Annotated in this window: 27 protein-coding genes and 1 other annotated feature; of the genes, 13 read left to right on the top strand and 14 right to left on the bottom strand. The window is 30.4% G+C overall.

Annotated elements, in window-relative coordinates:
• Window positions 1-62 precede the first annotated feature (62 nt).
• Window positions 63-479 (bottom strand): carboxymuconolactone decarboxylase family protein, encoded by a 417-nt coding sequence (locus CRN98_RS07775; protein ID WP_097026864.1) that lies wholly within the window; start codon window positions 477-479, stop codon window positions 63-65.
• A gap of 140 nt (window positions 480-619) precedes the next feature.
• Here CRN98_RS07775 and CRN98_RS07770 point away from each other — a divergent pair, with 140 nt between their 5' ends.
• Complete coding sequence (locus CRN98_RS07770) at window positions 620-1,066, top strand: Lrp/AsnC family transcriptional regulator (protein ID WP_097026863.1); 447 nt, start codon at window positions 620-622, stop codon at window positions 1,064-1,066.
• A 66-nt stretch (window positions 1,067-1,132) separates the two neighbouring features.
• Window positions 1,133-1,390: a binding site (T-box leader), on the top strand.
• A 120-nt stretch (window positions 1,391-1,510) separates the two neighbouring features.
• Window positions 1,511-2,854, top strand: coding sequence for a branched-chain amino acid transport system II carrier protein (gene brnQ / locus CRN98_RS07765; protein WP_097026862.1), 1,344 nt, complete (start codon window positions 1,511-1,513; stop codon window positions 2,852-2,854).
• Between the two features lie 288 nt (window positions 2,855-3,142).
• On the opposite strand, the gene CRN98_RS07760 is transcribed toward brnQ, so the two are convergent.
• On the bottom strand, window positions 3,143-3,586 hold the full coding sequence (locus CRN98_RS07760) for a 2-thiouracil desulfurase family protein (RefSeq protein WP_097026861.1): 444 nt from the start codon (window positions 3,584-3,586) through the stop codon (window positions 3,143-3,145).
• Window positions 3,587-3,604: 18 nt separating this feature from the next.
• On the bottom strand, window positions 3,605-4,492 hold the full coding sequence (locus tag CRN98_RS07755) for a diacylglycerol/lipid kinase family protein (protein WP_097026860.1): 888 nt from the start codon (window positions 4,490-4,492) through the stop codon (window positions 3,605-3,607).
• Window positions 4,493-4,673: 181 nt separating this feature from the next.
• On the opposite strand from CRN98_RS07755, the gene CRN98_RS07750 reads away from it, so the two are divergent.
• The gene (locus tag CRN98_RS07750) at window positions 4,674-5,627 is read left to right on the top strand and encodes an RsmB/NOP family class I SAM-dependent RNA methyltransferase (protein ID WP_097026859.1); all 954 of its coding nucleotides are present in this window, start codon (window positions 4,674-4,676) and stop codon (window positions 5,625-5,627) included.
• Here CRN98_RS07750 and CRN98_RS07745 read toward each other — a convergent pair whose 3' ends face one another.
• Window positions 5,628-6,551, bottom strand: a complete 924-nt coding sequence (locus tag CRN98_RS07745) for a ribonuclease Z (protein ID WP_097026858.1) — start codon at window positions 6,549-6,551, stop codon at window positions 5,628-5,630. It abuts the gene before it with no gap.
• 171 nt (window positions 6,552-6,722) lie between these two features.
• On the opposite strand from CRN98_RS07745, the gene CRN98_RS07740 reads away from it, so the two are divergent.
• Both CRN98_RS07740 and CRN98_RS07735 read left to right on the top strand, forming a co-directional pair.
• Window positions 6,723-8,111 (top strand): MATE family efflux transporter, encoded by a 1,389-nt coding sequence (locus CRN98_RS07740; protein ID WP_097026857.1) that lies wholly within the window; start codon window positions 6,723-6,725, stop codon window positions 8,109-8,111.
• A 71-nt stretch (window positions 8,112-8,182) separates the two neighbouring features.
• Window positions 8,183-9,046 (top strand): MBL fold metallo-hydrolase, encoded by an 864-nt coding sequence (locus tag CRN98_RS07735; RefSeq protein ID WP_097026856.1) that lies wholly within the window; start codon window positions 8,183-8,185, stop codon window positions 9,044-9,046.
• 118 nt (window positions 9,047-9,164) lie between these two features.
• Here the strand turns inward: CRN98_RS07735 and CRN98_RS07730 are convergent, their stop codons facing one another.
• The 3 genes from CRN98_RS07730 to CRN98_RS17925 all read right to left on the bottom strand — a co-directional run bounded on the left by CRN98_RS07730 (window position 9,165) and on the right by CRN98_RS17925 (window position 12,032).
• On the bottom strand, window positions 9,165-10,151 hold the full coding sequence (locus tag CRN98_RS07730) for a GIY-YIG nuclease family protein (RefSeq protein WP_097026855.1): 987 nt from the start codon (window positions 10,149-10,151) through the stop codon (window positions 9,165-9,167).
• 734 nt (window positions 10,152-10,885) lie between these two features.
• Window positions 10,886-11,374 (bottom strand): hypothetical protein, encoded by a 489-nt coding sequence (locus CRN98_RS07725; RefSeq protein ID WP_097026854.1) that lies wholly within the window; start codon window positions 11,372-11,374, stop codon window positions 10,886-10,888.
• 64 nt (window positions 11,375-11,438) lie between these two features.
• Complete coding sequence (locus CRN98_RS17925; protein ID WP_242960862.1) at window positions 11,439-12,032, bottom strand: hypothetical protein; 594 nt, start codon at window positions 12,030-12,032, stop codon at window positions 11,439-11,441.
• A gap of 198 nt (window positions 12,033-12,230) precedes the next feature.
• Here CRN98_RS17925 and CRN98_RS07715 point away from each other — a divergent pair, with 198 nt between their 5' ends.
• From CRN98_RS07715 to CRN98_RS07690, 6 genes are all read left to right on the top strand, one after another.
• A complete protein-coding gene (locus CRN98_RS07715) occupies window positions 12,231-12,569 on the top strand; it encodes a hypothetical protein (protein ID WP_097026853.1) in 339 nt (112 codons plus the stop codon).
• On the top strand, window positions 12,569-12,952 hold the full coding sequence (locus tag CRN98_RS07710; protein ID WP_097026852.1) for a 4-fold beta flower protein: 384 nt from the start codon (window positions 12,569-12,571) through the stop codon (window positions 12,950-12,952). The genes CRN98_RS07715 and CRN98_RS07710 overlap by 1 nt, the downstream gene beginning before the upstream one ends.
• Before the next feature lie 20 nt (window positions 12,953-12,972).
• Window positions 12,973-13,317: a hypothetical protein gene (locus CRN98_RS07705; protein WP_097026851.1), complete on the top strand. Its 345-nt coding sequence runs from the start codon at window positions 12,973-12,975 to the stop codon at window positions 13,315-13,317.
• Between the two features lie 87 nt (window positions 13,318-13,404).
• Window positions 13,405-13,599, top strand: a complete 195-nt coding sequence (locus CRN98_RS07700; RefSeq protein ID WP_097026850.1) for a DUF4250 domain-containing protein — start codon at window positions 13,405-13,407, stop codon at window positions 13,597-13,599.
• Between the two features lie 142 nt (window positions 13,600-13,741).
• Complete coding sequence (locus tag CRN98_RS07695; RefSeq protein WP_097026849.1) at window positions 13,742-14,455, top strand: superoxide dismutase; 714 nt, start codon at window positions 13,742-13,744, stop codon at window positions 14,453-14,455.
• Window positions 14,456-14,595: 140 nt separating this feature from the next.
• Entirely contained in the window at window positions 14,596-15,135 is a 540-nt protein-coding gene (locus tag CRN98_RS07690) for a hypothetical protein (RefSeq protein WP_143331282.1), read from the top strand.
• A gap of 115 nt (window positions 15,136-15,250) precedes the next feature.
• Here CRN98_RS07690 and CRN98_RS07685 read toward each other — a convergent pair whose 3' ends face one another.
• The 6 genes from CRN98_RS07685 to CRN98_RS07660 form a co-directional block, all read right to left on the bottom strand.
• A complete protein-coding gene (locus CRN98_RS07685; protein ID WP_179632025.1) occupies window positions 15,251-15,937 on the bottom strand; it encodes an ABC-2 transporter permease in 687 nt (228 codons plus the stop codon).
• A gap of 13 nt (window positions 15,938-15,950) precedes the next feature.
• Window positions 15,951-16,601, bottom strand: a complete 651-nt coding sequence (locus tag CRN98_RS07680) for an ABC-2 transporter permease (protein ID WP_097026846.1) — start codon at window positions 16,599-16,601, stop codon at window positions 15,951-15,953.
• 11 nt (window positions 16,602-16,612) lie between these two features.
• The gene (locus CRN98_RS07675) at window positions 16,613-17,473 is read right to left on the bottom strand and encodes an ABC transporter ATP-binding protein (RefSeq protein ID WP_097026845.1); all 861 of its coding nucleotides are present in this window, start codon (window positions 17,471-17,473) and stop codon (window positions 16,613-16,615) included.
• A 21-nt stretch (window positions 17,474-17,494) separates the two neighbouring features.
• On the bottom strand, window positions 17,495-17,881 hold the full coding sequence (locus CRN98_RS07670) for a GntR family transcriptional regulator (protein WP_097026844.1): 387 nt from the start codon (window positions 17,879-17,881) through the stop codon (window positions 17,495-17,497).
• Between the two features lie 239 nt (window positions 17,882-18,120).
• A complete protein-coding gene (gene ilvA, locus CRN98_RS07665) occupies window positions 18,121-19,329 on the bottom strand; it encodes a threonine ammonia-lyase (RefSeq protein WP_097026843.1) in 1,209 nt (402 codons plus the stop codon).
• Between the two features lie 29 nt (window positions 19,330-19,358).
• Window positions 19,359-20,564, bottom strand: a complete 1,206-nt coding sequence (locus CRN98_RS07660) for a dicarboxylate/amino acid:cation symporter (protein WP_097026842.1) — start codon at window positions 20,562-20,564, stop codon at window positions 19,359-19,361.
• Window positions 20,565-21,004: 440 nt separating this feature from the next.
• Between CRN98_RS07660 and CRN98_RS07655 the strand changes: the two genes are divergently transcribed.
• Window positions 21,005-21,904, top strand: a complete 900-nt coding sequence (locus CRN98_RS07655) for a tetratricopeptide repeat protein (RefSeq protein WP_097026841.1) — start codon at window positions 21,005-21,007, stop codon at window positions 21,902-21,904.
• Between the two features lie 319 nt (window positions 21,905-22,223).
• On the opposite strand, the gene CRN98_RS07650 is transcribed toward CRN98_RS07655, so the two are convergent.
• On the bottom strand, window positions 22,224-22,595 hold the full coding sequence (locus CRN98_RS07650) for a hypothetical protein (protein WP_097026840.1): 372 nt from the start codon (window positions 22,593-22,595) through the stop codon (window positions 22,224-22,226).
• Between the two features lie 666 nt (window positions 22,596-23,261).
• On the opposite strand from CRN98_RS07650, the gene CRN98_RS07645 reads away from it, so the two are divergent.
• Complete coding sequence (locus tag CRN98_RS07645) at window positions 23,262-25,217, top strand: DNA gyrase/topoisomerase IV subunit B (RefSeq protein ID WP_097026839.1); 1,956 nt, start codon at window positions 23,262-23,264, stop codon at window positions 25,215-25,217.
• Window positions 25,218-25,219: the final 2 nt, after the last annotated feature.

Genomic DNA, 25,219 nt, shown 5'->3' with positions numbered 1-25,219 from the left:
GAACGCTTTCCTAAATGCAAATTCCATACGACCTGTTCAACATTAAAAATGTCGTACTATTTCTATATTGAACAATTTGGTTGTAAATCAAGTAATGCTCCAAATTTTTGGGAAGCTGTTACAAAACATATTAATGCAAAAAGCTCGGAGATTTCTTTGTCATCAAACTCTTCTTTTAATGCACTAAAATGTGTATTAGCAAAAGATATATTTTTAGAATACATATCTGCAAATTTAACAGCTGTTAAAATTTTTGAATTAGAAATATTGCTAGAAGGCTTACCTTTTGCCATACAATATTGACATCCGTTATTAAATGCAAGAGTACGACGAACTTCTTCTTTCAGTTCGTTACTAAAAGTATCGGAATTAAATATGCTGTTTTCTAAAGCAGTCCATTTTTCTAATATATCTTTATTATGACCTAGTAATTGTTGAAATGGTGTGGAACCTTCCTGTGAAAAAACTATTTTTGCCATACTAATTCTCCTTTATTAATACAAATTTTATTTTGTATAATATATTATATATAAAATAAAATTTGTATTGTATTTCATATGAGATATAATATAACAATATACATATCAATTGAAATGATTATAAGAAGGAATGATTACAAATGAAATTTGATGAAATTGATATATTAATCTTATCAGAATTACAAAAGAATAGTAGATTATCAATTAGAGAATTATCAAAACGAATTAATCTTTCACCGCCATCTGTTACTGAGAGGGTAAAAAGACTTGAGGATTATGGAGTAATTGAAGGATATACAATTAAAATAAATAATAAAAAACTTGGATTAACTATCGATTGTATAATAAAGGTTACTATGAAAAATGGAGAATATGAAAGATTTAAAACATTTATAAAAGAGTATAAAAGAAGTGAATGGGCTTATAGAATTGCTGGGGATAGTTGTTTTTTAATTAAACTATCTGTTAAAACTTTAAGTGAAATAGAAGAATTTATTGATAAAATATCATCATATGCTATAACAATAACTAATATCGCTTTTTCAGAGGTAGAAGTAAATAATGATATTAATAAGTTTTTATTTTAATAAAATTAAGCGTTGACACGCTTGGCTATATATGATATAAAATATGTAAGTCAATTAAATACATATGTAAATTCTATGAAGAGAAAAAGTAATCTATTTTATTGTTCCACAGAGAGTTGGCATTTTGCTGAAAGCCAATGTTCAAAGAATAGTTGAAAATCATCTCTGAGAAGCAAAGCTGAAGACTATTTAGTAAGCGATGCAGGTAGTCCACCGTTAAAAGGAACACGTATTATAATGTACGTTGATGAGTGTTATAAATTAATTTTTTGTATATTAATTTATGGAACTAGGGTGGTAACGCGAGTATAACTCGTCCCTTATATGGGGACGGGTTTTTTTATTTTTAAAATAAAATATAAAAGGGGGCATGATTATGGAAAGCGATATTGATATTATAATCTGTAATCATAAATTAAAAAATATAAATCGGGGGTTTTTAAAATGGAAAAAATGGGTAGAAAGAATTTATTATTTGTAAGTTTAATGATCTTTTCAATGTTTTTTGGAGCAGGCAATTTAATATTTCCACCACAATTAGGACAATTATCAGGAACAAATATGTTAGTATCAATGGGAGGGTTTTTACTTTCAGCAGTAGGACTTCCAATACTTGCAATTGCCGTAGTTGCCAAAGCAGGTGGACTTCATATATTAGCAAGTCGTGTTCATCCTAGCTTTGCACTTGCATTTACTCTTTTAATTTATTTATCAATAGGACCTTTCTTAGGTATACCTAGAGCGGCAAGTTTAGCTTTTGAAATGGGTATATCACCGTTTTTATCAACTACGTTAACAGGTAGCAAATTGCCATTATTTATATATACTTTAGTTTATTTTGGAATAGCTTTTTGGTTATGTATGTCACCATCAAAACTTGTAGATAGATTTGGGAAAATCTTAACACCTGCATTATTAGTTTTAATAGCAAGTATATTTGTTTTTAGTTTGTTTAAACCTATAGGGGGATTTGCAGTTCCAAGTGGAGAGTATGCACATTTTCCTTTACTTAAGGGATTCTTAGATGGATATATGACAATGGATGCCATAGCAGCACTTAATTTTGGTATTGTAATTTCTATTGCATTAAAACAAATGGGAGTAACAGAAGAAAAAGCACTTGTATCAAATACAATAAAAGCTGGAGCAATAGCGGGTCTGTTTTTAACAATAATATATGGAATGCTTGCTTATTTAGGAGCTGTTTCACAGACAAAATTTGGAGCAACTGAAAATGGAGCTCAAACACTTACAAATGTAGTATTTTACTTATTTGGACAAAATGGATCAGTTGTGTTAGGATTAATATTTTCACTTGCTTGCTTAACAACATCAGTAGGACTTTTAACATCTTGCAGTCAATACTTTGCTAAACTAATGCCAAAGGTTTCATATAAAACTTGGGTTGCAATATTATCAGTATCCAGTATGATGTTTGCAAATGTAGGACTTACACAAATACTTAAATTTTCAGTGCCAGCATTAACGGCAATATACCCAATGGCAATTGTTCTTATGGTGCTTGCATTTGCTAATGATTTATTCAAGGGCAATAACTATGTATATTTATTTACTATGATATTTACTTCCGTTGTTAGCATTTTAGATGCATTAGGACAATTTGGATTAAAGTTTGATATGCTTAATATTTTACCTCTTTATTCTAAGGGGCTTGGCTGGATACTTCCAGCGCTAGCAGGTGCTTTAGTAGGGTTTGTTTTTGGAAGTTTAAAGAATAAGAAGCCTGAAGAAAGGTCTGCTTTACAATCTGATAAGGTAGGAGCATAAATTAATAATAGGACATTTTTAATGCTGGGTGACGTATAAAACTTTTATCTAGGAAGACGTTCATTTCGCTAAAAAGGGCTAATATTTATAAATTTAAAATACCTAACCCTCCTAAACTCGCCATAAGCTCAAACAGTAGGAGGCCCTTAACGGTATTTTAAATTTATAAATAAAGCCCTTTTAAAGCTCATTCAATCCTTCTACGATGAAAATTCTATACTCGGCAGCATTAAAAATGTCACGATTTCCTTTAATTGTAAATAAGGTTATGTAATGCAATTATGACTTTTACAATGGTACAGTTTCTAAATCGTTTTCTGTATACACTTCAAATCCATTTTTAATTAGTAGCTCTGCGGTTAGACCATTTCCTTTTACTAATGTACCTGAAAATGTACCATCATATACAAGGCCACAACCACAGGAAGGACTTTTAGATTTTAATATTGCTCTTTTAATACCTTTATCTTTTGCAATTGCTAAAGTCTTTTCTGCACCTTCCATAAATTCTTTAGTTAAATCTTTACCCTCTCTATTAACTATTTTTTTATTGCCATTTTTATCTATAATAATTTCACAAGGCACCCTTGGAGTAGGTAATCCTCCTAATTGTTCTGGACATACTGCTATAGCTTTACCTTCTTTAACTAATTTTAACATAACTTTATTTTCGCTATTTCCTCCATTATATCTGCAGTTAACTCCAGCTAAACATGAACTTACTAAATACACTCTGTAACATCTCCTCTTTTATGAATTAATAAATACAAAATTTACTTTCTTTTCAACAATTTCAAACTTTATATCCGTATTTTCAAATATTTCACCATCTACATTTATTTTTACATTTTCTTTAGAATGAATTTGTATGTTGGAACCTTTATAAAAGGTAACATAATCCTTTAACCTTTCATGATTTCCTTTAATTAAAACAGGAAATAGTCTTAATATATTTAGCTTACTCATACTCTTTACAACGCATATATCGAAATTATTATTAAATGGATTAGCATTAGGTAATACCTTCATACCTCCACCATAATATTTACCATTTCCAATAGCTATTAGTAAAATTTTATCCTTTATATGAATATCATCTATATAAATTTCAAGGTTGTAAGATGAATACTTAATTAATGTAGTAAATATGCTAAACAAATAGGATAATTTAGATGGAATTAGTGGATTTTTCTTAAATATCTTTGCATTATATGTTATTTCTGCATCAATTCCAATAGATGATATATTTATAAAATGTTTATTGTTTATTTTACCAATATTAATAAGCTTGGTTTCTCCATTTATTAAATCCATTATAAGCTTGTCTATAGTTAAAGGACTATACACAGTTTTTATAAAGTCATTACCAGAACCAGCTGGAATTACTGCTAAAGAGCAAGAACTGTATAGCATCCCATTTAATACTTCATTTAATGTGCCATCTCCACCTACAGCATAGAATCTTACGTTTTCTTCTAAGGAGTAGTTTTTGGCAATTTCAGTAGCATGCCCAGGATATTTTGTGATTTCAATAATATAGTTTATATTTTCATGAGTACATATTTTTGAAATAACAGGAATCAATTTTTTAGCATAACCTTTGCCAGAAGTAGGATTTACTATAAATACGTGTTTCATTGTCCACCTCAAATGATAAATCTTAATTTTAACTAGTATGTCAAAGTAGTATTAGTCTAATTATAACATTTAAATGAAATGTTAAAAAGGCATTTTGAGACATATAAGCTTTTATGTATAAAAAATACAGTTGATTAATAAAATGTAGTATTACACACAACAAAACATGGGGGTGGTTCACATGGAAATAAAAAATGCTGCCTACAAGCTGCCTAAGGAATTTTTAGAAACGCTTTATAATATTTATTCTCCTGTTACTGTTGATACTATACTAAAAAGTTTTATAGAAGGAAGAAAGACTACATTAAGAGCAAACAAATTAAAGACAACTATTATGGAAATTCAAAAAGAGCTTCGTGAAAATAGTATAAGTTTTTCAAACAGCAGCTTAGTAAAAGAAGCATTTATATTAAATAAGGCAAAGGAATCACAAATTACAAAACTTAGTTGTTATAACACGGGGAGTATATATCTTCAAAATACTTCAAGTATGCTTCCGCCACTGCTTTTAGATTTAGAAAAGGGACAAACTATATTGGACATGTGTGCAGCTCCAGGTGGTAAAACAACTGAAATTGCGTCAATTATAGAAAACAAAGGGAAGATTATGGCAAATGAAATAAATACTATAAGACGAGAAAGACTTAAATATAATTTACAAAAGCAAGGGGCAAGCTGTACAGAAGTAATAGGTATGGATGGTAAAGTGCTTGGAGATAAATTTAAAGAAAAATTTGATAGGGTTTTACTGGATGCACCCTGTTCAGGGGAGGGAACAATTGAGATAAAAAGACATGAAAGCTATAGAGGATGGAGTACTAAATTTATACGTGAAAATTCAAAACTTCAAAAGAAGCTTTTAGAAAGTGGAATTAAAGCATTAAAAAGGGGAGGGATACTTATTTATTCCACCTGCACCATTTCTTCAGAGGAGAATGAAGAAGTAGTTGATTATATGTTAAATAAATATCCAAATTTAAGAGTTATGAATTTAAACTTAAATATAAAGAATTCCATACAAGGATTAAACCTATATAAGGACAAAAAATATAATGATAATCTTAAAAAGGCCCTTAGAGTAATCCCAAATGAAGAAATGGAAGGATTTTTTGTATGTAAGCTAAAGAAAAAATAATCAGTCTTGAAATTTTAATGCTTTAATCTTTCTATCTTCTCCAATAAAAGTATTTTCAAATATATTTGTGGCATTATTTAAAAAGCTTTCAGGTTCCATAAGGGATGGACTAAAATGAGTAAGCCAAAGCTCCTTTACTTCTCCTTTTTTGGCTAAAGTAGCTGCTTCTGAAAAAAGCATATGGCTATTTTCTACTGCCTTAGAAGACTTATCATCTTCACCATACATGCCTTCACAGATAAATAAATCCGAATTTTTTACAAAGGGTATAATAGAATATATAGGACGAGTATCTGTCAAATAGCTTATTTTTATACCCTTCCTATCTTCTCCAAGAACCATGTCTGGGTTATATATTTTCCCCTGGAATTCTACGATTTCCCCCTTTTGCAAAGTATTCCAAAGCTTTAACGGAACATTATTTTTAGTAGCTTTTTCTTTATTAAATTTGTTCTTTCTATTTACAGTTATGCTGTACCCTAAACATGGAGAAGTATGTTGAAGAGGAAGCGCAAATATATCCAAATCTCCTAGTTCAAATAATTTATCTTCATAGTAGTTTTCATTAAATGGAAGCTCAATAAGATCAAGTGAATAAGGTAAATAAGGAGATACAACAGTAAGGCCTGAGACTACTTTTGATAAACCTTCAGGTCCTATTATAGTTAAAGGAGTTTCTCTACCTGAATTTGCAATGGTAAGTAGGAGCCCAGGAAGCCCTATTACATGGTCTGCATGGAAATGAGTTAAACATATAACATCTATATCCTTAAATCCCCAGCCCAAAAGTTTCATAGAAACTTGTGTCCCTTCTCCGCAGTCTATAAGTATTTTATGACCTTTATAAGATAAAAGCAGTGAAGAAAGATATCTATAAGGGGTAGGCATACTGCCACCGCAGCCTAATAAGCATACATCAAGCATTTATAATCACCTCTAAAAATATTATATAGGATATTTTATATAATTATACATAGCTTTAAGGAATAAGATTCTCAAAGCTTTATTAAATTAACTTAAAAGATATCTTCTATATTGTAGTTATAAGTGATATAATTGTACAGGCTTAATTTTAGGGAATCGAGAGGTAATGCTATGGAGAATAAATTAAATTTAACAGAAGGAAATATTTTAAATATACTTATAAAATTATCACTGCCTATTATGGGCACGTCGTTTATTCAAATGTCTTGTAATCTTATAAATATGATTTATTTAGGAAGACTTAGCAGCAGCTCTGTAGCAGCGGTGGGTACAGCAGGTTTTTTTACATGGCTTGCAACGGGTATAATTTTTATACCTAGAGCTGGAGCAGAAATTGGCGTATCTCAATCCATGGGAAGAGGAAAAGTACAAGATGTAAAAGAATATGTAAAAAATACTCTGCAGCTTGATATAATTTTAGGAATTATTTATGCTTTAATACTTATAGTATTTAGAAAGCAGCTTATAGGTTTTTTTAACTTAGGAGATAAAAATATAATACATATGGCAGAAACCTATCTTGTAGTTATTTCTTTAGGAATGAGTTTTTACTTTATAAACCCTGTATTTACAGGAATATTTAATGGATATGGAGATAGCAAAACACCTTTTAAGATAAACACCATTGGGCTTTTAATAAATATAGTTGTGGATCCACTTATAATATTTGGGATAGGTCCTTTCCCAAAGCTTGGAGTAGCAGGAGCAGCTATAGGTACAATAATTGGACAATTTGTAGTAACGATTATTTTTTTATATAACATATTCAAAAAAACTGACTTGTTTAATGAAGTAAATATTTTTAATAAACCTAATTTAAAAATTTTAAAAAAGATATTTCACTTTGGGCTTCCTGTAGCTCTACAAAATATTATGTTTTGTATATTTGCCATGATAATTGCAAGAATAGTAGCTTCCTTTGGAGATGTTGCTATTGCAGTGCAAAAGGTAGGTTCTCAAATTGAAGCATTATCTTGGATGACTGCAGAAGGATTTGCAACGGCTATGGGAGCATATATAGGGCAAAATTTTGGTGCAAAGAAATGGGATAGAATAAATAAGGGATATGTTACAGCTATGATTGGCATAAGTGCTATAGGCATAGCTACTTCATTACTTTTAATAGTTGGAGGCAGGGCATTATTTTCAGTATTTATACCAGAAGTGGATGTAATTCCATATGGGGCGGATTATTTAAAAATTTTAGGATTTTCACAGCTTCTAATGTGTTATGAAATAACCACAGCAGGAGCATTTAATGGATTAGGAAAAACTATTCCACCAGCCGTAGTAGGTATAGTATTTACAGCCCTTAGAATACCAGGTGCAATATGGCTTTCAAAACCAAATATGTTGGGGCTTAATGGAATCTGGTGGAGTATAAGTATAAGCAGTATGCTAAAAGGAGTGGTATTGACTTCTTACTTCTTATATATACTTGCAAAGCAAAATAAAGCTATAAAGGAAAATAGACAGCTACTAAAACAAGTGAGAGTTTAATATCCACTTGTTTCTTTTTATGAAGATTTGATTATAAAAAACTGATTTTTAGTGTGAAAGGTGATTAAGCAATGAATAATATAATAAATGTAACAAGCGGAAAAGGCAGCAGCACCGCATTTTTAATACTTGGAGAAGATAAAACAGCATTAATTGATTGTGGAATGGCTTACTGTGCTTCTAATCTTATCAGAAATATTCAGCAAGTGCTTGAGGATGGAAGAAAGTTAGAGTATATACTTCTTAGTCACTCTCATTACGACCATATTGGAGCAGTACCATATTTAAGGAAGGTGTGGCCTGATGTTAAAGTGTTGGCAGCAGAATATGCACAAAATGTTTTAACTAAGGAAAGTGCTCTAAAAACTATTAGAGAACTTGGCAATGGGGCTGCTGCACTTTATGGAGAAAGTCAACTATTAAATTATGATGATAACTTAATGAAAGTAGATGAAAAAATTTCAGATGGAGATTTAATAGATTTAGGAGGTACAACCATTACTGTGCTAGAAACCCTTGGACATACTAAGTGTTCATTATCATTTTTAGTAAATAATCAGGTTATTTTTCCGAGTGAAACATCTGGGGTTATGAGTAAATCAGGAAAGCTTTATTCTTCATTTATAATTAGTTATAAGGAGACAATAGATTCCATCAAAAAATGCCAAAAAACAAATGCAAAATATATTGTATCTCCTCATTTAGGCTTTGTAAGTGAAAGTGAAACACCTATATACTGGGAAAAGTGCATGGAAGCTGCAAATAGGACCAGAAACTTTGTGCTTGAATTATTTCAAGAAGGATTTGATGAAGATAAGATTTTTGAAGAGTATAAAAAGAATTTTCAAGATAAAGAAGCTAGATCTCTTCAACCAGATAAAGCTTTCGAGATAAATAATCGGGCTATGATTAAATCAATAATTAATAATAAGTGAAAAGTAAAAGGGTACAGTTAGCCTCTAAAATGAATAATATGGTAATTGGGTAAATAATAAAGATAGAAAGTATGCTAAAATAATTAATTAGCATACTTTTAAAAATTCATCATTGAAATTAAATTACAACCTTATCTTCTCTATTCAAATAGAATTCAACTATTTCTAATTCATCTAATTCATCCTTGGGAATGTAATCTTTAATTTGAAATTGATTGCAAGGTAGAGTTTCCCAATTGCTTTTTATATAGGATTGGATCATATTAAATTCTAAACTTACAATTTCTTTATGTATTACCTTATAACCAATTATAAAAAATAGCTTATGTTCATTTTCAAGCTTTTCTACAAGCACTTTTCTTTGAAATTTTAAAGTATTTATAATGAAAGAGGTTTCTTTTAAAATAACATTCAATGCTTTGAAGTCATCTCTAAATTTTATCGCCTTATCAAAATCTAAAGCTAGAGATGCCTCTTCCATGTTTTTTTCTATGTTTTTTAAGATGGAGTCGTCTTTATTATATAAAAAATTTATAGCCTTAAATAGTTCTTTTACATATGTATCCTTAGATATATTTTTTCTACAAGGAGCTAAGCACTTTCCTAAATGAAAATTTAAACACCCTTCAAAAGATTTAGTAAATGTTTTATCTTTGCAAGAACGTATTAAAAGATTATCATTTATAGCATTCACTGCATCCTGTGCCATATGATAACTTGTATAAGGTCCAAAGTGCATAGAATCGTCTTCTATATTAAGACATACATCTAATTTAGGAAATTCTTCTCTAGTAATTTTTATATAGCCATATTTCTCATAATTTTTAAGAAGTCTATTATAATGAGGCTTGTACTTTTTTATTAGTTTATTTTCTAAAAGCAGTGCCTCGAATTCAGTATCGCATAATATAAAGTCAAAGTCTTTTATGTTCTTAACCAGTTTTTCTACTTTGGTAGAAGGTTTTTTTCCATTATAAAAGTATTGTTTTACCCTATTTTTTAAGTTTTTAGATTTTCCAACATATATTATTATATCTGAAGAATCTTTCATAATGTACACTCCAGGATGATGAGGGAGTGCATTTGCTTTTTCTATTAAATTCATATAATCACCGGAAATATTATACCATAAGGAAGGGGAAGGGGGGTATGCTTAATTATTGGCTATTGTTTATGAAAAAGATCATAGTAAAAGGAAATTGCGACATTTTGAATATTGAATCTATCGTATGGGATTTACATTTAGGAAAGCGTTCGTTTCGCAAAAAAGGTCTAATATTTCTGTCCTTAAAATATCTAAACCTTCTAAACTCGCTTTGCTCAAACAACAGAAGGTTCTTAACGATATTTTAATTTCAGAAATAAAGACCCTTTAGTGCTTACTCAATGCTTTCTACAATGTAAATCCCATATGATTATTCAATATTCAAAATATTACTTAGGTTTACTGACTGAAGGAAGAAATTTCCCTTTAGCGAAATTTCCTTTTAATAAATTGATACTTAGCAAAGGGCTGGTAAGCCCGCAAATCGATAGGTTGTAAAATGTTATCCATTCAAATTTTTATTAAGAGCCTTTCAGCATGCCAAATTAAACTTTTATATTCATTTCTTATAAGTTCTTGTGACCTCCAGTGCTGACGCCCTAAAAGATTTTTATGTACCAAGTCGTAAAATATTTTAGGAATTCAGCCTACTGAATTTCCTCCTTTAGCAGGTATAGGTGATATTTTTAATATTGAATATACAGTATGAGATTTGCATTGTAGAAAGCATTGAACAAGCATTAGAAGCTCTTTCCTAAATGCAAATCTCATACTGTAGGTTCAACATTTTTCTATTAGTAGCATTTAAAGCTTTTTATGTCTTTCAAATCCATTCCAAAATAAAACCATCTTCTGCCATCCCATCTCCAGCCAGCTATAGATTGTCGGCCTACATAGACTAGCCACATCCAGAAACTACTGCCGCGGTTAGGCCAAATATATACATATTTATATAGGCATCCTCTTATGGCACCTGGATCTACTGCAAATGTTTGAACTGGTTCCTGAGGAGTTACAGATGGTGGAGGACCACTTGGCGGTTGATTTACTTGTCTAGGCCCACCGGTATCACTAACTCCAAGAGGATGTGGGAATTGTCTATAAGATTGTTTGTAAAATTGCCTATAAAAAGGACATACTGCTGGACACATAAATGAATTGCGATTAGGCTCATCTATTTCCTCAGTATCATCAAAGTCTCTAAAAGTATTATTATCCCTAAAGTCATCTAAGTACTGAAATTCAGTAAATTCATCAAATTCTTCAAAATCATCAATATACATTACGTGATCTCCTTTTTAAGATTACCAATAATATAGTATGAGGATTAGGGGAAAAGTGTTAACATTAGTGGCATCTAAAGCTTCTTATGTCTCTTAAATCCATTCCAAAGTAAAACCATCTTCTGCCATCCCATTTCCAGCCAGCTATAGATCTTCGGCCCACAAAGGTTAACCATATCCAGAAACTTCTGCCGCGTCTAGGCCAAATATATACAAATCTAAATACACATCTTCTTATGGCACCTGGATCTACTGCAAATGTTTGAGGTCCACCGGATGCTGTTACTGGCTCTTGAGGAGTTACAGATGGTGGAGGTCCGCTTGGAGGTCTATTTCCTTGTCCGGGTCCAGGTGGAGATGATGGAGTTGGCATTTGTCTGTAAAATTGTTTAAAGAAAGGGCACCTTGCTGGACACATAAATGACCTATCATTAATCTCATCTACTTCTTCAAATTCATCAGAGTCATCAGAGTCATCAAAGCCTCTAAAGATATCATCGTTTCTAAAATCATTAAGATCATTTGAGTCTTCAAAGTCAGTAAATTCATCAAACTCCTCGAAGTTATCATCTTCATCAAAGTTATCACGAGAATTAAACTCATTTACAAATTCACTTTCATCTGATCTGTAAAAGTCTTCAAAATCATCAATATACATGATTTACTCTCCTTTTTAAGATTACCAATAATATACTATGCAGATTAGATGAAAAGTGTTAATGAAAAATAATATTTAAATAAAATAATATTGAAAAAATATTAGAAAATATTAGAAAATATTAATGATAAAAATGTGAACTAAAAATCTATTAGGAATATATATATTATAGTAAGCATTTTAAGAGCTGGAGGGTATATGTTATTTTTAGCAGGGAGAAATTTATTAAGAAATAGTTTGCTTGTACAATTATACAATGATCTTTTTACTTATGGATATGAATTTTGCGTAAGCATAGATTATAATGTCCCAGAATGTAGTAGAATAGAAATAATAGCAGCACTTTATTATCTGTTTGAGAGAAGGTGGATATTTTTTAATATTGAACAGGATAAAACCGTATCAGCTTATATACGAGGATCAGGCATAGATATAGTAGAGGATTTACTTTCTGAAGGTGGAGAGTTATTTTTATCTCAATTATATGGAAATCTTTTGAAACGAGTAAGTGAGCCACAGGTAGGAGGAAATGCTTAATGGAACCTTATGAACCTTTGTATGATAGATACGTAAACTTAGTTGCGTGGGTTGTAAATAATCAATATATATTTGATGTGAACTTAAGATGGGTAGCTTATATAGCTGATGGATATGTGTGGAATGTAAATGAACAGTGGATAGGAGCTATAAATAAATTAACACTTTTTGACAGACAGGGAAGAGTGGTAGCATGGAGCCCAAGATTCACAATAAGTTCTTTAGGTGGAGGAAGCCCTTTTAAGGAAGAGCCATTATTTCAGCCAAGACCTCTTGGGCCAGAAAAACCACTTATTGCAGGCCAACCTTTAAGGCCTGGAAGACCGCCTAGACCACCTTCAGGATGGTCGCCTCTAACCTTTGACGAATGGCTTAGAGGGTAATGAATAGAAGGGGGATTTAAATGATTCCTGCCCAAAATGAACTTTTAAGGCTTAATATACTATTTCAGCTTTACAATGATTTGTTTAAAGTAGAAAGTTTCGGAGATATTCAAAGACAATTTTATAAAATTATAGGGTGTAATAAATCACAAATACTTGCAGCTATTTTTTATCTAGATTCAAGGGGATCTATACAAGCAAGAAGTACTAGGGATAGAGATGTAATTCAAATGCATATAAGATCAAGAGGAATTGATGAAATTGAGGATAGACTAGGTAAAGGCGTACTTTTTGTTTCATCTAATCAAATTATACCAATAATACTTATAAAATGGCCTGAAGAAGATAATGATGATAAAAAGTAAATAATAAGTTTATAATATAATTATATATAAGATAAAATGTAAAGTATATAAAACTGAACATACAAATAGTGCAAGGAGAGGTAAACTATGTACTTGGATAAAGATAGAATTTTAAATATGGATTCATATATATTACTTAGTGTTATAAATATGAAACTTAGAGACGAATTTTTAAGCTTGGATGATTTATGCAAGACCTATAACATAGAAGAAAGTGAAATAATAAATAAACTTGAAAGTATTGAAGTTCATTACAATAGCGCTACTAATCAATTTATATAATTCAGGGTAAAAAGTCTTGATATTAAAAGTAAAATTAGAGTTAAAAAACTTTAGTTTTATTTTATTTGTAATCCTAATCATTCAACAAAAAGGACTAATTTGCATATAATATATAGGTGAAAAATTTTTTAAGGAGATTGCTATGATAGTAGCGGAAAAATTTAATTTTTCAACAGTGAAGGGAATAAGTTTGAAACAGCTTGAAGCACATTATAAACTTTATGAAGGCTACGTAAATAAACTAAATGAAATATGGAACATAACAAAAGATGCAGATGAATTTGAAGATCCAAATCCAACATACAGTTCCATGAGAAGTTTAAAACTTGGAGAAACCTATGCATTAGATGGAGTAAAACTTCATAATCTTTATTTTGAGAATATAACAGGTATAGATAAAGGAAGACCTTCAGGTGAAATACTTCAACTCATAAAAAGAGATTTTATAAGTTATGATAATTTTTTAAGCTATTTAAAAAAGGTTGGCCAAAGCATGAGGGGCTGGGCAATAGTTACCATAGATCCTTTAGATGGAAAACTTCATATAATAGGGTCAGATGCCCATGACGTAGGTGCTGTATGGGAAAGTTATCCTTTACTTGTACTTGATGTATATGAGCATGCATATTTTTATGATTTTACAACTGAAAGAGCCAAGTATATAGATATATTCCTTCAAAACATAAATTGGAATGTAGTAAATAAAAGACTTGAGGAGTATAAAATGCATCATGGGCTTAAAGGTGCTAAAAGTGGCAAAGGAGTTATGGGAACAGAAATGAAAAAGGATAAATCATATTCTAGATATTGCCCTAATTGGATTTTTGATGAGGAAACTTTGCAGATAATAGAATAGAAAATTATGATTAGGGTGCTAGGAGTTAGTAAGTGTAGCTTTTGAGAGCAAAGCTACATTTTACTCTAGCACTTTCCTGTTTTTATTTTTGTGCAAGCTTAAGTTATAAAGAAAATTTATGAAAGGAAGCTTGTATGCTTATGAAAAAATCAAATATATGTTTAATTGCTATTTTAGTTTTAGCATTGGGAATTTCTAGCTTTATTTTGATTAGAAGGCAAGGTGATATAAATCAATATGCTCAGGAAATGTTAAATGGAACTCAGTCACAAGGGACAATTGGATTTTTAAATTTAGGCACTAGTGATAAAGAAGTAATAAAAAATACAGGACAACCTAAAACAAAGTCTGAGGCAGTTATATGGGAAGCAGATCGATTAGAACATCAAACATGGACATATGAAAATAAGGGAATTGAATTAGGTATGATAAGAAATAAAGAAGAGCAACAAGTATGGAGTATAAAAATAACAAGTCCATGTGATTATAAAACAAGGAAAAGCATTGGAATAGGCAGTACTAAAAGTGAAGTGCTTAATGTATACAAGGATAAAATAAATGAAGAACATAGATTTGGAGATCAAGATATAGTAGTTTTAGGGTCAATTTATGATGGAATAATATTTCACTTTAAAAATAATAAAGTTGTCTCAATTTTCATAGGTGCTGCGGCAGAGTAATGATAAATAAAATTTAAAATGAGAAATAAGATGTTTAAAATAAGAATTATAAAAAACCTTGGAACTCCAAGGTTTTTTATAGCCTAAATCCTAATTTAAGGATTTATATTATCCATTAATCTAAATCTCTGGCATTATATAATTTTATTGCGAGCATACATGACAATATAACAGCGCAAACAGCTATTATAGATAGTATTATAAGATAAAATTTATAATTAGTTATAATATTATTTAGAAAATTTTGTATCGTTGATAGAGGTACTTTTTTTATTAATTTGCTAAATATAGTAGGAAATATTATTACTAGAGACCATATGAATAATCTATACATTCCAAGCAGTTTTCTTCCTATTTTAAAGTAAAGAGGATAGTATATAGAAAAAATTAATCCAGCCAACATAAAGGATAATAATATTCCTACAATGTTTAAGGAGTTTAAATTAGGAGATACAAATTTTAAAACATTTGAAAATATCAGTATTGAAACAAGGTAAATCATTAGATAAATAAATAAAGATATATATTTTGATATAACTATTGTGCCTCTATTTATAGGCAAACTATTTAATATAATATGAGATTTATTTTTTTCGTCATAGGCATCTGAATATAGTACTGAAAGGCATACCATGTAAACTGCCATAAGTGTATACAAACTGTTGAATACCAATGTGCTAAATTCCACAGGTATATTTTTACTAGCAGAACCAAGGGAAAATATCATGAAAATATAAAAAGCTATACCAATAATACAAATTTTTTTTTGAAGTTTTAAGTCTTTAATAATTAAATTAATCATAAATACACCTACTTTAAAAATCCTTATTGTCGTATATTTTAAAGGAAAAATACATGGATAAAGCATAAATACAAGCTAAAATTATAATACCTATAATAGTAAGATGTACACCATTATTATTCACAATAAAACTTGATATATTTTTAATAAGTCTTTCATCTTTATTTTGCATAATAAAACTGCTAATACTAAAAAACATAAAGAAAACTATAAAGTTAAAAAGTTTACCTAATTTTGTTCCAAATTTCAAGAATAAAGGAATCATTATACTACTTAATATAAGGACGGTTGAAGCTATTGTTTTTATATCTGTAATGGATATATATTTAATTTTAAGGTCTGAAATACCTATAAGATTAAATATCAAGGACATAAAAGTTAAAAATATAAGAGACAGTGCAGTGAAAAAGAATATTGATATATACCTAGAAAACACTACATTTTTACGGGTTATGGGTAAACTATTTATTAAGATATTTCCATTATAAACTTCATCATAGGCTAAGGCCCCAACAGTTAAGATATATCCTATTGTGACGCCAATAATATATATAGAGCCTTGAGAATTAATTTGATTATTTAAAGCAAATATAATTACAAATATACATAAAAAGGGTAAGGTCCTTTTTTGAATTAATATATCCTTTTTTATAAGATTAATCATAATGTTTCACCTCATATTACTTTCTTTACTGTATGAATCATAATGTCTTCTAGGGAAGGTCTTTCTATAATAACATTGTCTTTAAATAAATTTCGTATTTTTGAAGTATTATTTGTAAGGGCTTCAAAGCCAAAGGAATTTTCACTAATATTTAAAAATTCTTTTTTTGTATCCATATCTAGAAGGTCCTTGCTGCCTTTTACAATAGCATATTTTTCAAGTATATCATCCTTAGGCAGTGAAAAGACTATTTCTCCTTTGTTTATAAAAGTTATATAATCTGCAATTTTTTCTAAATCTGTAGTTATATGAGTGGAGAAAAATATACTCTTATTTTCATCTTGAATTAAACTATACAAAATATCTAATATCTCTCTTCTAAAAACAGGATCAAGTCCAGATGTTGGCTCATCCATTATTATAAGTTCTGCACCATGAGATAGGGCAACTGCTAGTGAAAACTTCATTTTCATTCCTTTAGAAAGTTCCTTGATTTTTTTCTTAGGATTTAAATCAAATTGTTTAATATAGCTTAGAAAGTTTTGTTCATTCCAATTTTTATAAAATGGAGAAATTATCCTTTTCATTTCATTTATAGTAAGTTCTTCATAATAATAATTTTCATCATATACAAAGCCTATCTTTTGTTTTATATCCTTTTCATGGTCTATATTATCTAACCCAAATACTTTAATTTCTCCCTTGTTCTTTCTTATAAGATTCATAATTAATTTTATAGTTGTACTTTTTCCAGCACCGTTAGGGCCTATAAATCCCATGATATAGCCTCTTTCTAAAGAAAAGTTTATATCCTTTAATACGAAATCACTATATTCTTTTCGTAAGCCTCTAACTTCTAAAATATTATTCATAAAACTAACCTCCTAAATTTTTTAATCAATCTGAGATCCTTCACTGTACAAGATTTTTAGTATATCTATTAGCTCTTCTAAAGATAAACTTATAAGTTGGCTTTCCTTAACTGCTTCAGCTAGTTTTTCTTCAATTATTCTAAGTCTTTTTTCTCTTAAGAGTTCCTTATTTTGAGCAGCTACAAAGGAGCCTTTACCCTGCATGGTAACAATATAACCTTCAGTTTCCAGCTCTTCATAAGCTCGTTTTGTAGTAATTACACTTATTCTAAGCTCTTGAGCTAAGTTTCTTATAGAAGGAAGGGCATCACCTTCACTTAGTTCACCCAAAAATATAAGTTTTTTTATTTGTTTTACTATTTGTTCATAAATTGGTTCGCCTGAGCTATTAGAAATTATTATATTCATGTATTATACTCCTTTAAAAGTGTATAGCGTGTATATACTGTATATGTACTATATTAACAGTATATGCAGTATATGCACAGTTGTCAACCTATTAAATAAAATTTTTATAAAATAAATGATAAGATAGCCTTTAGAGTAGGAGGAAGAAGTAAAAAATTAAAGGGTTATAGTGATTTTAAGGTTTTTAAGCATAAAAAAATTCCCCTTACATAGAAAAGGGGAAGAGAGATGGAGGTTTACTATATTAATTTATAACCATTTTCCTTAATACCATCTAGAATATTCTCTGAGTGATCCTTTGATTCAGTTGCTATTACCAGTTTTACATTAGCATAGTCAAGGCCAGCTTCATCCCAGTTTTGTTCCTGCCTTACTTTTATTATGTTTCCACCAAGTTTACTTATGAGTGTTATAAGTGAACCAAGCTGACCAACTTTATCTACAAGTTGAACATTAAAGGAAATTCTTCTTTTAAGCTTAGTAAGTTCCCTATCAATTATTTTAGAAGCCATAGCTATATCAATATTTCCACCACTTATTATTGAAACAACATTTTTGGGAGCGTTATTGATTTTTCCAGCAAGAAGTGCTGCAAGTGGGGCTGCACCTGCTCCTTCAGCAATAAGCTTTGATCTATCCATCAATGAGAACATAGCAAATGCTATTTCGTCCTCTGTAACTGTTACAACTTCATCTACATATCTTTTAATGTATTCAAAGGTTTTGTCTCCAGGAGTCATAACTGATATTCCATCAGCAAGTGACTTTGCTCCAGGGACTGTAGTAACCTTACCAGCTTCAAGTGAAGCCTTTGTAGAAGCTATTATTTCAGCTTGAACTCCAATTATCTTAATTGATGGTTTAAGAGCTTTTGCAGCTACTGCGATGCCAGATATAAGCCCGCCTCCTCCGATTGGGACAATGATTGCATCAACTTCTGGGAGTTCTTCAAGTATTTCAAGTGCTATAGTTCCTTGTCCTGCCATAACTTCATCATCATTGAATGGATGAAGAAATGTTGCACCAGTAGATTTTTGCATTTCAATAGCCTTGTTATAGCAGTCGTCATAAACTTCTCCAAACTGAACAACCTCAGCACCGTATCCTTTAGTTGCATTAACCTTAGCCATTGGTGCAGTTGTGGGCATAAATATAGTTGATTTTACTCCAAATGCAGTTGCTGCATATGCAACTCCTTGTGCGTGATTTCCAGCAGATGATGCAATAACTCCACACCTTTTTTCTTCTTCAGTTAAGCAGCATACCTTGTTATATGCACCTCTTAATTTAAACGAACCAGTTTTCTGTTTATCTTCACACTTTAAGTATACATTGTATCCAGTAATATTTGAAAAAGTACTAGAGTAGAAAAGTGGTGTTTTCCTTGCAACTCCTTTAATATTTTCTTGTGCTTTTTTAACCATATCAAGATTTAATCTAAGTTGCATTAGCGGTTTCCTCCTTTAAGTCATTTATATTATTTTGAGTAATTTACATTATTGGGTAGTTTTACATCCTTGTTATAAATTCTATCAACTATAATAGCTATAGCATTGTCTCCTGATACATTGCAAGCTGTTCCAAAGCTATCCTGCGTAATGTAAAGAGCAATCATAAGACCAAGTTGTGCTTCTGTGAATCCAAGCATTGACTGAAGTATTCCAAGTGCTGCCATAACAGCTCCTCCAGGAACTCCAGGTGCTGCAACCATTGTAACACCAAGCATCATTATGAATCCAACCATTTGTGGGAATGTGAATGATACATTATTAAGAAGCATAACTGCTATGGAGCAGCATGTTAAGGTTATTGTGCTTCCTGAAAGATGAATGGTTGCGCATAGTGGTACAACGAATTCTCTAATGGCCTTTGAAACTCCATTTTTTTCAGAACATTTTAGATTAACTGGTATAGTAGCTGCTGATGATTGGGTTCCAATAGCTGTTAGATAGCCAGGAATCTGATTTTTTAAGCAAGTAAATAAGTTCTTCTTTCCAATTGTACATGCAGTTGTGAATTGAAATAAAATTATTATTAAGTGTAATGCAATAACTACTAAAAATACTTTCCAGAATACTGAAAGAACTCTTGAAACTTCTCCAGCATGTGTCATGTTAGCAAATATACCGCCAACGTGAATAGGAAGAAGTGGAATGATTATATTCGAAATAACCTTTTCAATTATCTTTTGGAATTCAAACGACATCTTATATAAAGTATCCCCAAGTTTTTCATTTTTAATTGCAGCAATTCCAAGTCCTAAAATGAATGCTAATATAAGTGCTGCCATAACATCCATTACTGGTGGCATATCTATTTTGAAAAGTGGTGCAAGTAATTTTTCCTCTGGATTAACTGCATTTTCTAAAGTTCCAGATGAGTGAATAAAGCTTGGAAATAGTGAAGTTGCTGTAAGGTATGCAATAAATCCTGCTATTAAAGTTGATCCATAAGCCAAAGCAGTAGTAATTCCAAGAAGCTTTCCAGCTCCCTCGCCAAGATCGGCAATACCTGCTACAACAAAGCCAAGAATAATTAAAGGTATTACAAATCCAAGGAAGTTACCAAAGATTGAGTTGAATGTTGCTAATATACTTACGATCATTGTTGGAGCATAAGCACCAATAAGTATTCCAAGTATAATAGCAATAATTAGTTTTGGAATAAGACCCATTTTTTTCATTGATTAATCCCCCTTCTTAATATAAATTATATTTTGCAGGATTTTAAAAATCCAAATAGCAAACAATATAATAGATTATAGGATTATGAAAAGACTGAGAGGTTGCAATAATAGTTGGAATTTTCAAATAACTTTTTGCGTGAGTTTTTTATGTGATATTATATATAATATCATAATTACAATTTATGGCAAAGTTCCATGAAACACAAATTTCAAGCAAATAGGAGCAAATAATGAAAAACTATAATATTATCTCTGTATTGCATACAAATAGCATTGATGTATTTTCGTGGAATACAAATGTCGTTAATATTGAATAATAAGGCATCATAGTATTTTTAATTAAAATTTTTGCGGGTGAATTATAATTGATTTAAATATTGCTTAAACTTAATATATAATAAAAAGGTGCTAGATAAAATGTACTAGGAGTTGAAAAAATGAGCAAGGATTATAAATTTAGAAGTTATAAAAATATAGCATCTATGTTTGAAGAAAAGAGAGAAATTTCAAAGGCAATAAGCTTTTATGAAAAGGCCTATAGCGAACCTTCAGGAAGAGGGGACATAGAACTTTTAATAAAATTGGCACTCTTATATGATGAAGTAGATGAATTAGATAAGTCAGAAAAAATGTACAATGAAGTAATAATTTTAAATTCTAAAGAAGCAAGAGCATATTATGGTCTTGGAACAGTTAAGGACAACATGGGTGATTTAACAGAGGCAATAAGCTTTTATAGAAAGGCTACTGATATAGATAATGATTATGAAAAGGCATATTTTTTTATGGCAAATGCCTATGATGAGCTTGGAGAAAAGGAAGAGGCAATAGAAAATTATCTTAAAGCATTAGAAATACAGCCTATGGATTTTTGGGCTCATGTAAATTTAGCATCAATATATGAAGAACTTAATGAAGATGAGAAAGCATTAGAAGAAATAGAAACAGCTTTAATCATAAATGAATATAATTATTTAGCTCTATTTAATGCCGCAGTTATAAATAAAAAGCTTGGAAATGTTTCAAAGGCTAAGGAGTATTACGAAAAATCTATTGAATCAGAAGCATTTTATGGATACAGCTATTTAAACTTAGCTCTTTTATATAAAATGGAAAATGAATATGAAAAAGCTGTAGAAATATTAAGTAGTGGTATTAGATACAACCCAGATGAATGCTCATTATATTACAATAGAGCATGTATTCTTTGCAATATTGGAAGATTAGAAGAAGCAGTAGAAGACATGAAAAAGGGAATAGAGCTTTATCCTAAATTTATAGAATATGTGAAAAGAGACAAAGAACTTAGACCAATTAGGGAATTCTTTTTTAGTTAATGATTAATACTGAATAAGTGATAATGTTTATTATTGAAATTCAGTTCGCTGAATTTCTTCTCCTAGCAGGTTAAAATGATATTTTTAATGTTAAAGATTTGAAGTATGAGATTTGTATTGTAGAAAGTATTGAATGAGCTTTAAAATGGCTTTGTTTATAAATTTCAAATACCGTATAGAGCCTTATACTGTCTGAGCGACAGCGAGTTTAGAAGGCTTAGGTATTTGAAATTTATAAATATTAGCCGTTGTTAGCGAAATGAACAACTTTCATAGATACAAATCTCAAACTGAAATTTCAACATTATCTTAAAATGAATTACTTCTTAGGAAGTAGTGCTGCAGCTAAACGAATTATATATCGTATAGAGTCTTCGGATAGTGGATTTGTTAAATTTAATGCAGCAAGTGCTTCTTTTGAAAGTTCCATCGCGGTGTCCTCTTTCATAATGTTATCTTCTTCTTTAAAATTAATCTCTACATATTCAACAGCTTTTCCTACAGCGCGAATTATTTTTTTTACATTTTCAGGAGTAGCTTCATCTTTTGCTAAAGTAGATAGTATAAAGGATGCTATGCCAAAGTAGTCATCTTTAATGCCTACTCCTTTGTCTTTTAATAAATATACGAAGTAAGCTATCCCAATTACAAGAAATATTATAAGAATATATTGAAGTGCTATACTTGACATAAATTTCGCCTCCTTTCTTTACTAGGAAATAATTAAGTTCCTAGTATTTTTATATGCAAATTTTAAGCATTTGTGAAAATAGAAATCCAATTAAAAATGTAAAGTATATAATCTTTAAATGAAACAAAAGATAATCATAGAAGTTTTATAAAAAACTTTCTATCTAAATATTCATCATTGACTATCGAATATTAACTATAAAATAAAGTGGGGTGCAGCTATGAAGATATTAGCATCACAGGAAGTTTTAGATTTGCTTAAAATAGACATTGAAAAAACAAAAAATCAGGTAGTGAGAATTAAAATTTCAAGCTATGGCTGAGGAGGGCCAAGTCTTGGAGTTGCTCTGGATGAGCAAAGAGAAGATGATGTAGTATATGAGTTAGATGGAGTGAAATTTGCAGCATCAGAAGATATATCTTATCTCTTAGAAGATGCAGAAATATTAAAAATTGCATATGGATATAGAGTAAGAAGAAATCTAAACTGTTGATTAAGCTACGAGCTCTAAATTTAGCACATATGCTGAGTTTAGGGCTTTATTTGTTAATACAAATTAACTATTAATCAACAAAAATTGTTGCAACTTTTTATGAAGGGAACGTTTGTTTTATTTTTGAAATTTTGATATAATCTAAACTTGAGACGTGGCAAGGGGGAATTAACGTGGAAAAAAATATAGAAAATACTTCAGTATATGATGTCACAGCCCTTACTTCACTTGAAAAATTAGAGCCTGTTCGTGTGAGACCAGGGATGTACATAGGATCCACAGGAACAAAGGGATTACATCATTGTATATGGGAAATTTTAGATAATTCTATTGATGAAATATCAAATGGTTATGGAGATACAGCAATAATTACTTTAAATAAAGATAAAACAGTTAGTGTTCAGGATAATGGAAGAGGAATACCTACAGGAATTCATCCGGTTAAGAAAAAATCTGGTGTGGAGATGGTATTTACAGAGCTTCATACAGGAGGTAAATTTAATAATTCTATATATAAAACTTCAGGAGGGCTTCATGGTGTTGGAGCATCTGTTGTAAATGCGCTTTCAGAGTGGCTTGAAGTAGAAGTAAAACAAAATGGAAATATATACAAGCAAAGATTTGAATATGCTTACGATAAGCAATCAAAAAGAAAGATGCCTGGAACAGCTGTAACAAAGCTTGAAGTGGTGGGAAATACTAAGGAAACAGGTACTAAAATTACATTTTTAGCTGATAAAGAAGTGTTTTCAACTACAGAATTTAAATTTGATGTAATAGATCAAAGACTTCAAGAATTAGCCTTTCAAAATAAAGGAATAACTTTAATACTTGTGGACAATAGAAAGGAAGAAGTAATAGAAAAGGTATATCATTCTGAAAGAGGACTTTTAGATTTTATGGATTACCTAAATGAAAGTAAAACTGTTCTTCACAATCCACCAATATTATTTGAAGGTGAAAGGGAAGTAAATGGCCTTAATATGTATGGGGAAGTGTGTATTCAATTTACAGATTCTACTACAGAAAACATAGCAAGTTACGTAAATAATATTCCAACCACAGAAGCAGGAACCCATGAAACAGGATTTAAAACTGGTATGACAAGAGTCTTTAAAGAATGGGCTAAAAAACTTAATTTGCTTAAGGAAAAGGATAAGGAATTTGAAGGAGATGACTTAAGAGAGGGAATCACCGCAATTATAAGAATAAAGATTACAAATCCCGTATTTGAAGGGCAAACTAAAACTAAATTAGGTAATAATGAAGCTTATACCATGATGAATGATTTAACATATACTAAGTTTTCTGAATGGATAGAAGATAATAAGGAAACAGCAACTATTATAATAAATAACGCTATAGAAGCAGCAGCCAGAAGAGAAAAAATTAAAAAGATAAACGAAGCTGAAAAGAAAAAGATAGGAAAGGGAACTGCACCACTTGCAGGGAAAATAGCCGTATGTACGCTAAAAGATTCTTCTTGCGCAGAGTTTATAGTAGTTGAGGGAGACTCCGCTGGAGGTTCTGCAAAGCAAGCAAGGGATAGAAGATTTCAAACTATTATGCCTTCTAAGGGTAAGATAATGAATACAGAAAAGCAAAAGCTTGAAAATGTATTAAGTAGTGAAGAACTTAAAATATTTAATACAGCCATAGGCACAGGAGTACTTGATAATTATAGAGAAGAAGATTTGAAATACGATAAAATAATAATAATGTCTGATGCGGATGTGGATGGATATCATATTCGAACTCTGTGGATGACATATATATATAGATATATGAGACCTTTGGTTGCAAATGGACATCTTTATCTTGCAATGCCTCCATTATATAAGGTATATAAGGAAAGCAAGGGGAAAAGTATAGTAAAATATGCGTATAGTGATGAAGAACTTGAGAAAGTTAAAAAGGAAGTTGGAAAGGGATATTTACTTCAAAGATACAAAGGACTTGGAGAAATGAATCCAGACCAGCTTTGGGAAACTACATTGAATCCTGAAACTAGAACTATTCAAAGGATTACCATAGATGATGCTGCAAAGGCTGAAAAAATGGTATCTTTACTTATGGGAGATGTAGTAGAGCCAAGAAAAAATTATATGTATAAATACGCAGAATTTTAGGA

Source organism: Clostridium peptidivorans (assembly GCF_900205925.1).
GTDB lineage: Bacteria > Bacillota > Clostridia > Clostridiales > Clostridiaceae > Clostridium_AK > Clostridium_AK peptidivorans.
The sequence above is the reverse complement of the archived record's forward strand: the minus strand, read 5'-3'. Positions and strand labels throughout refer to the sequence as shown.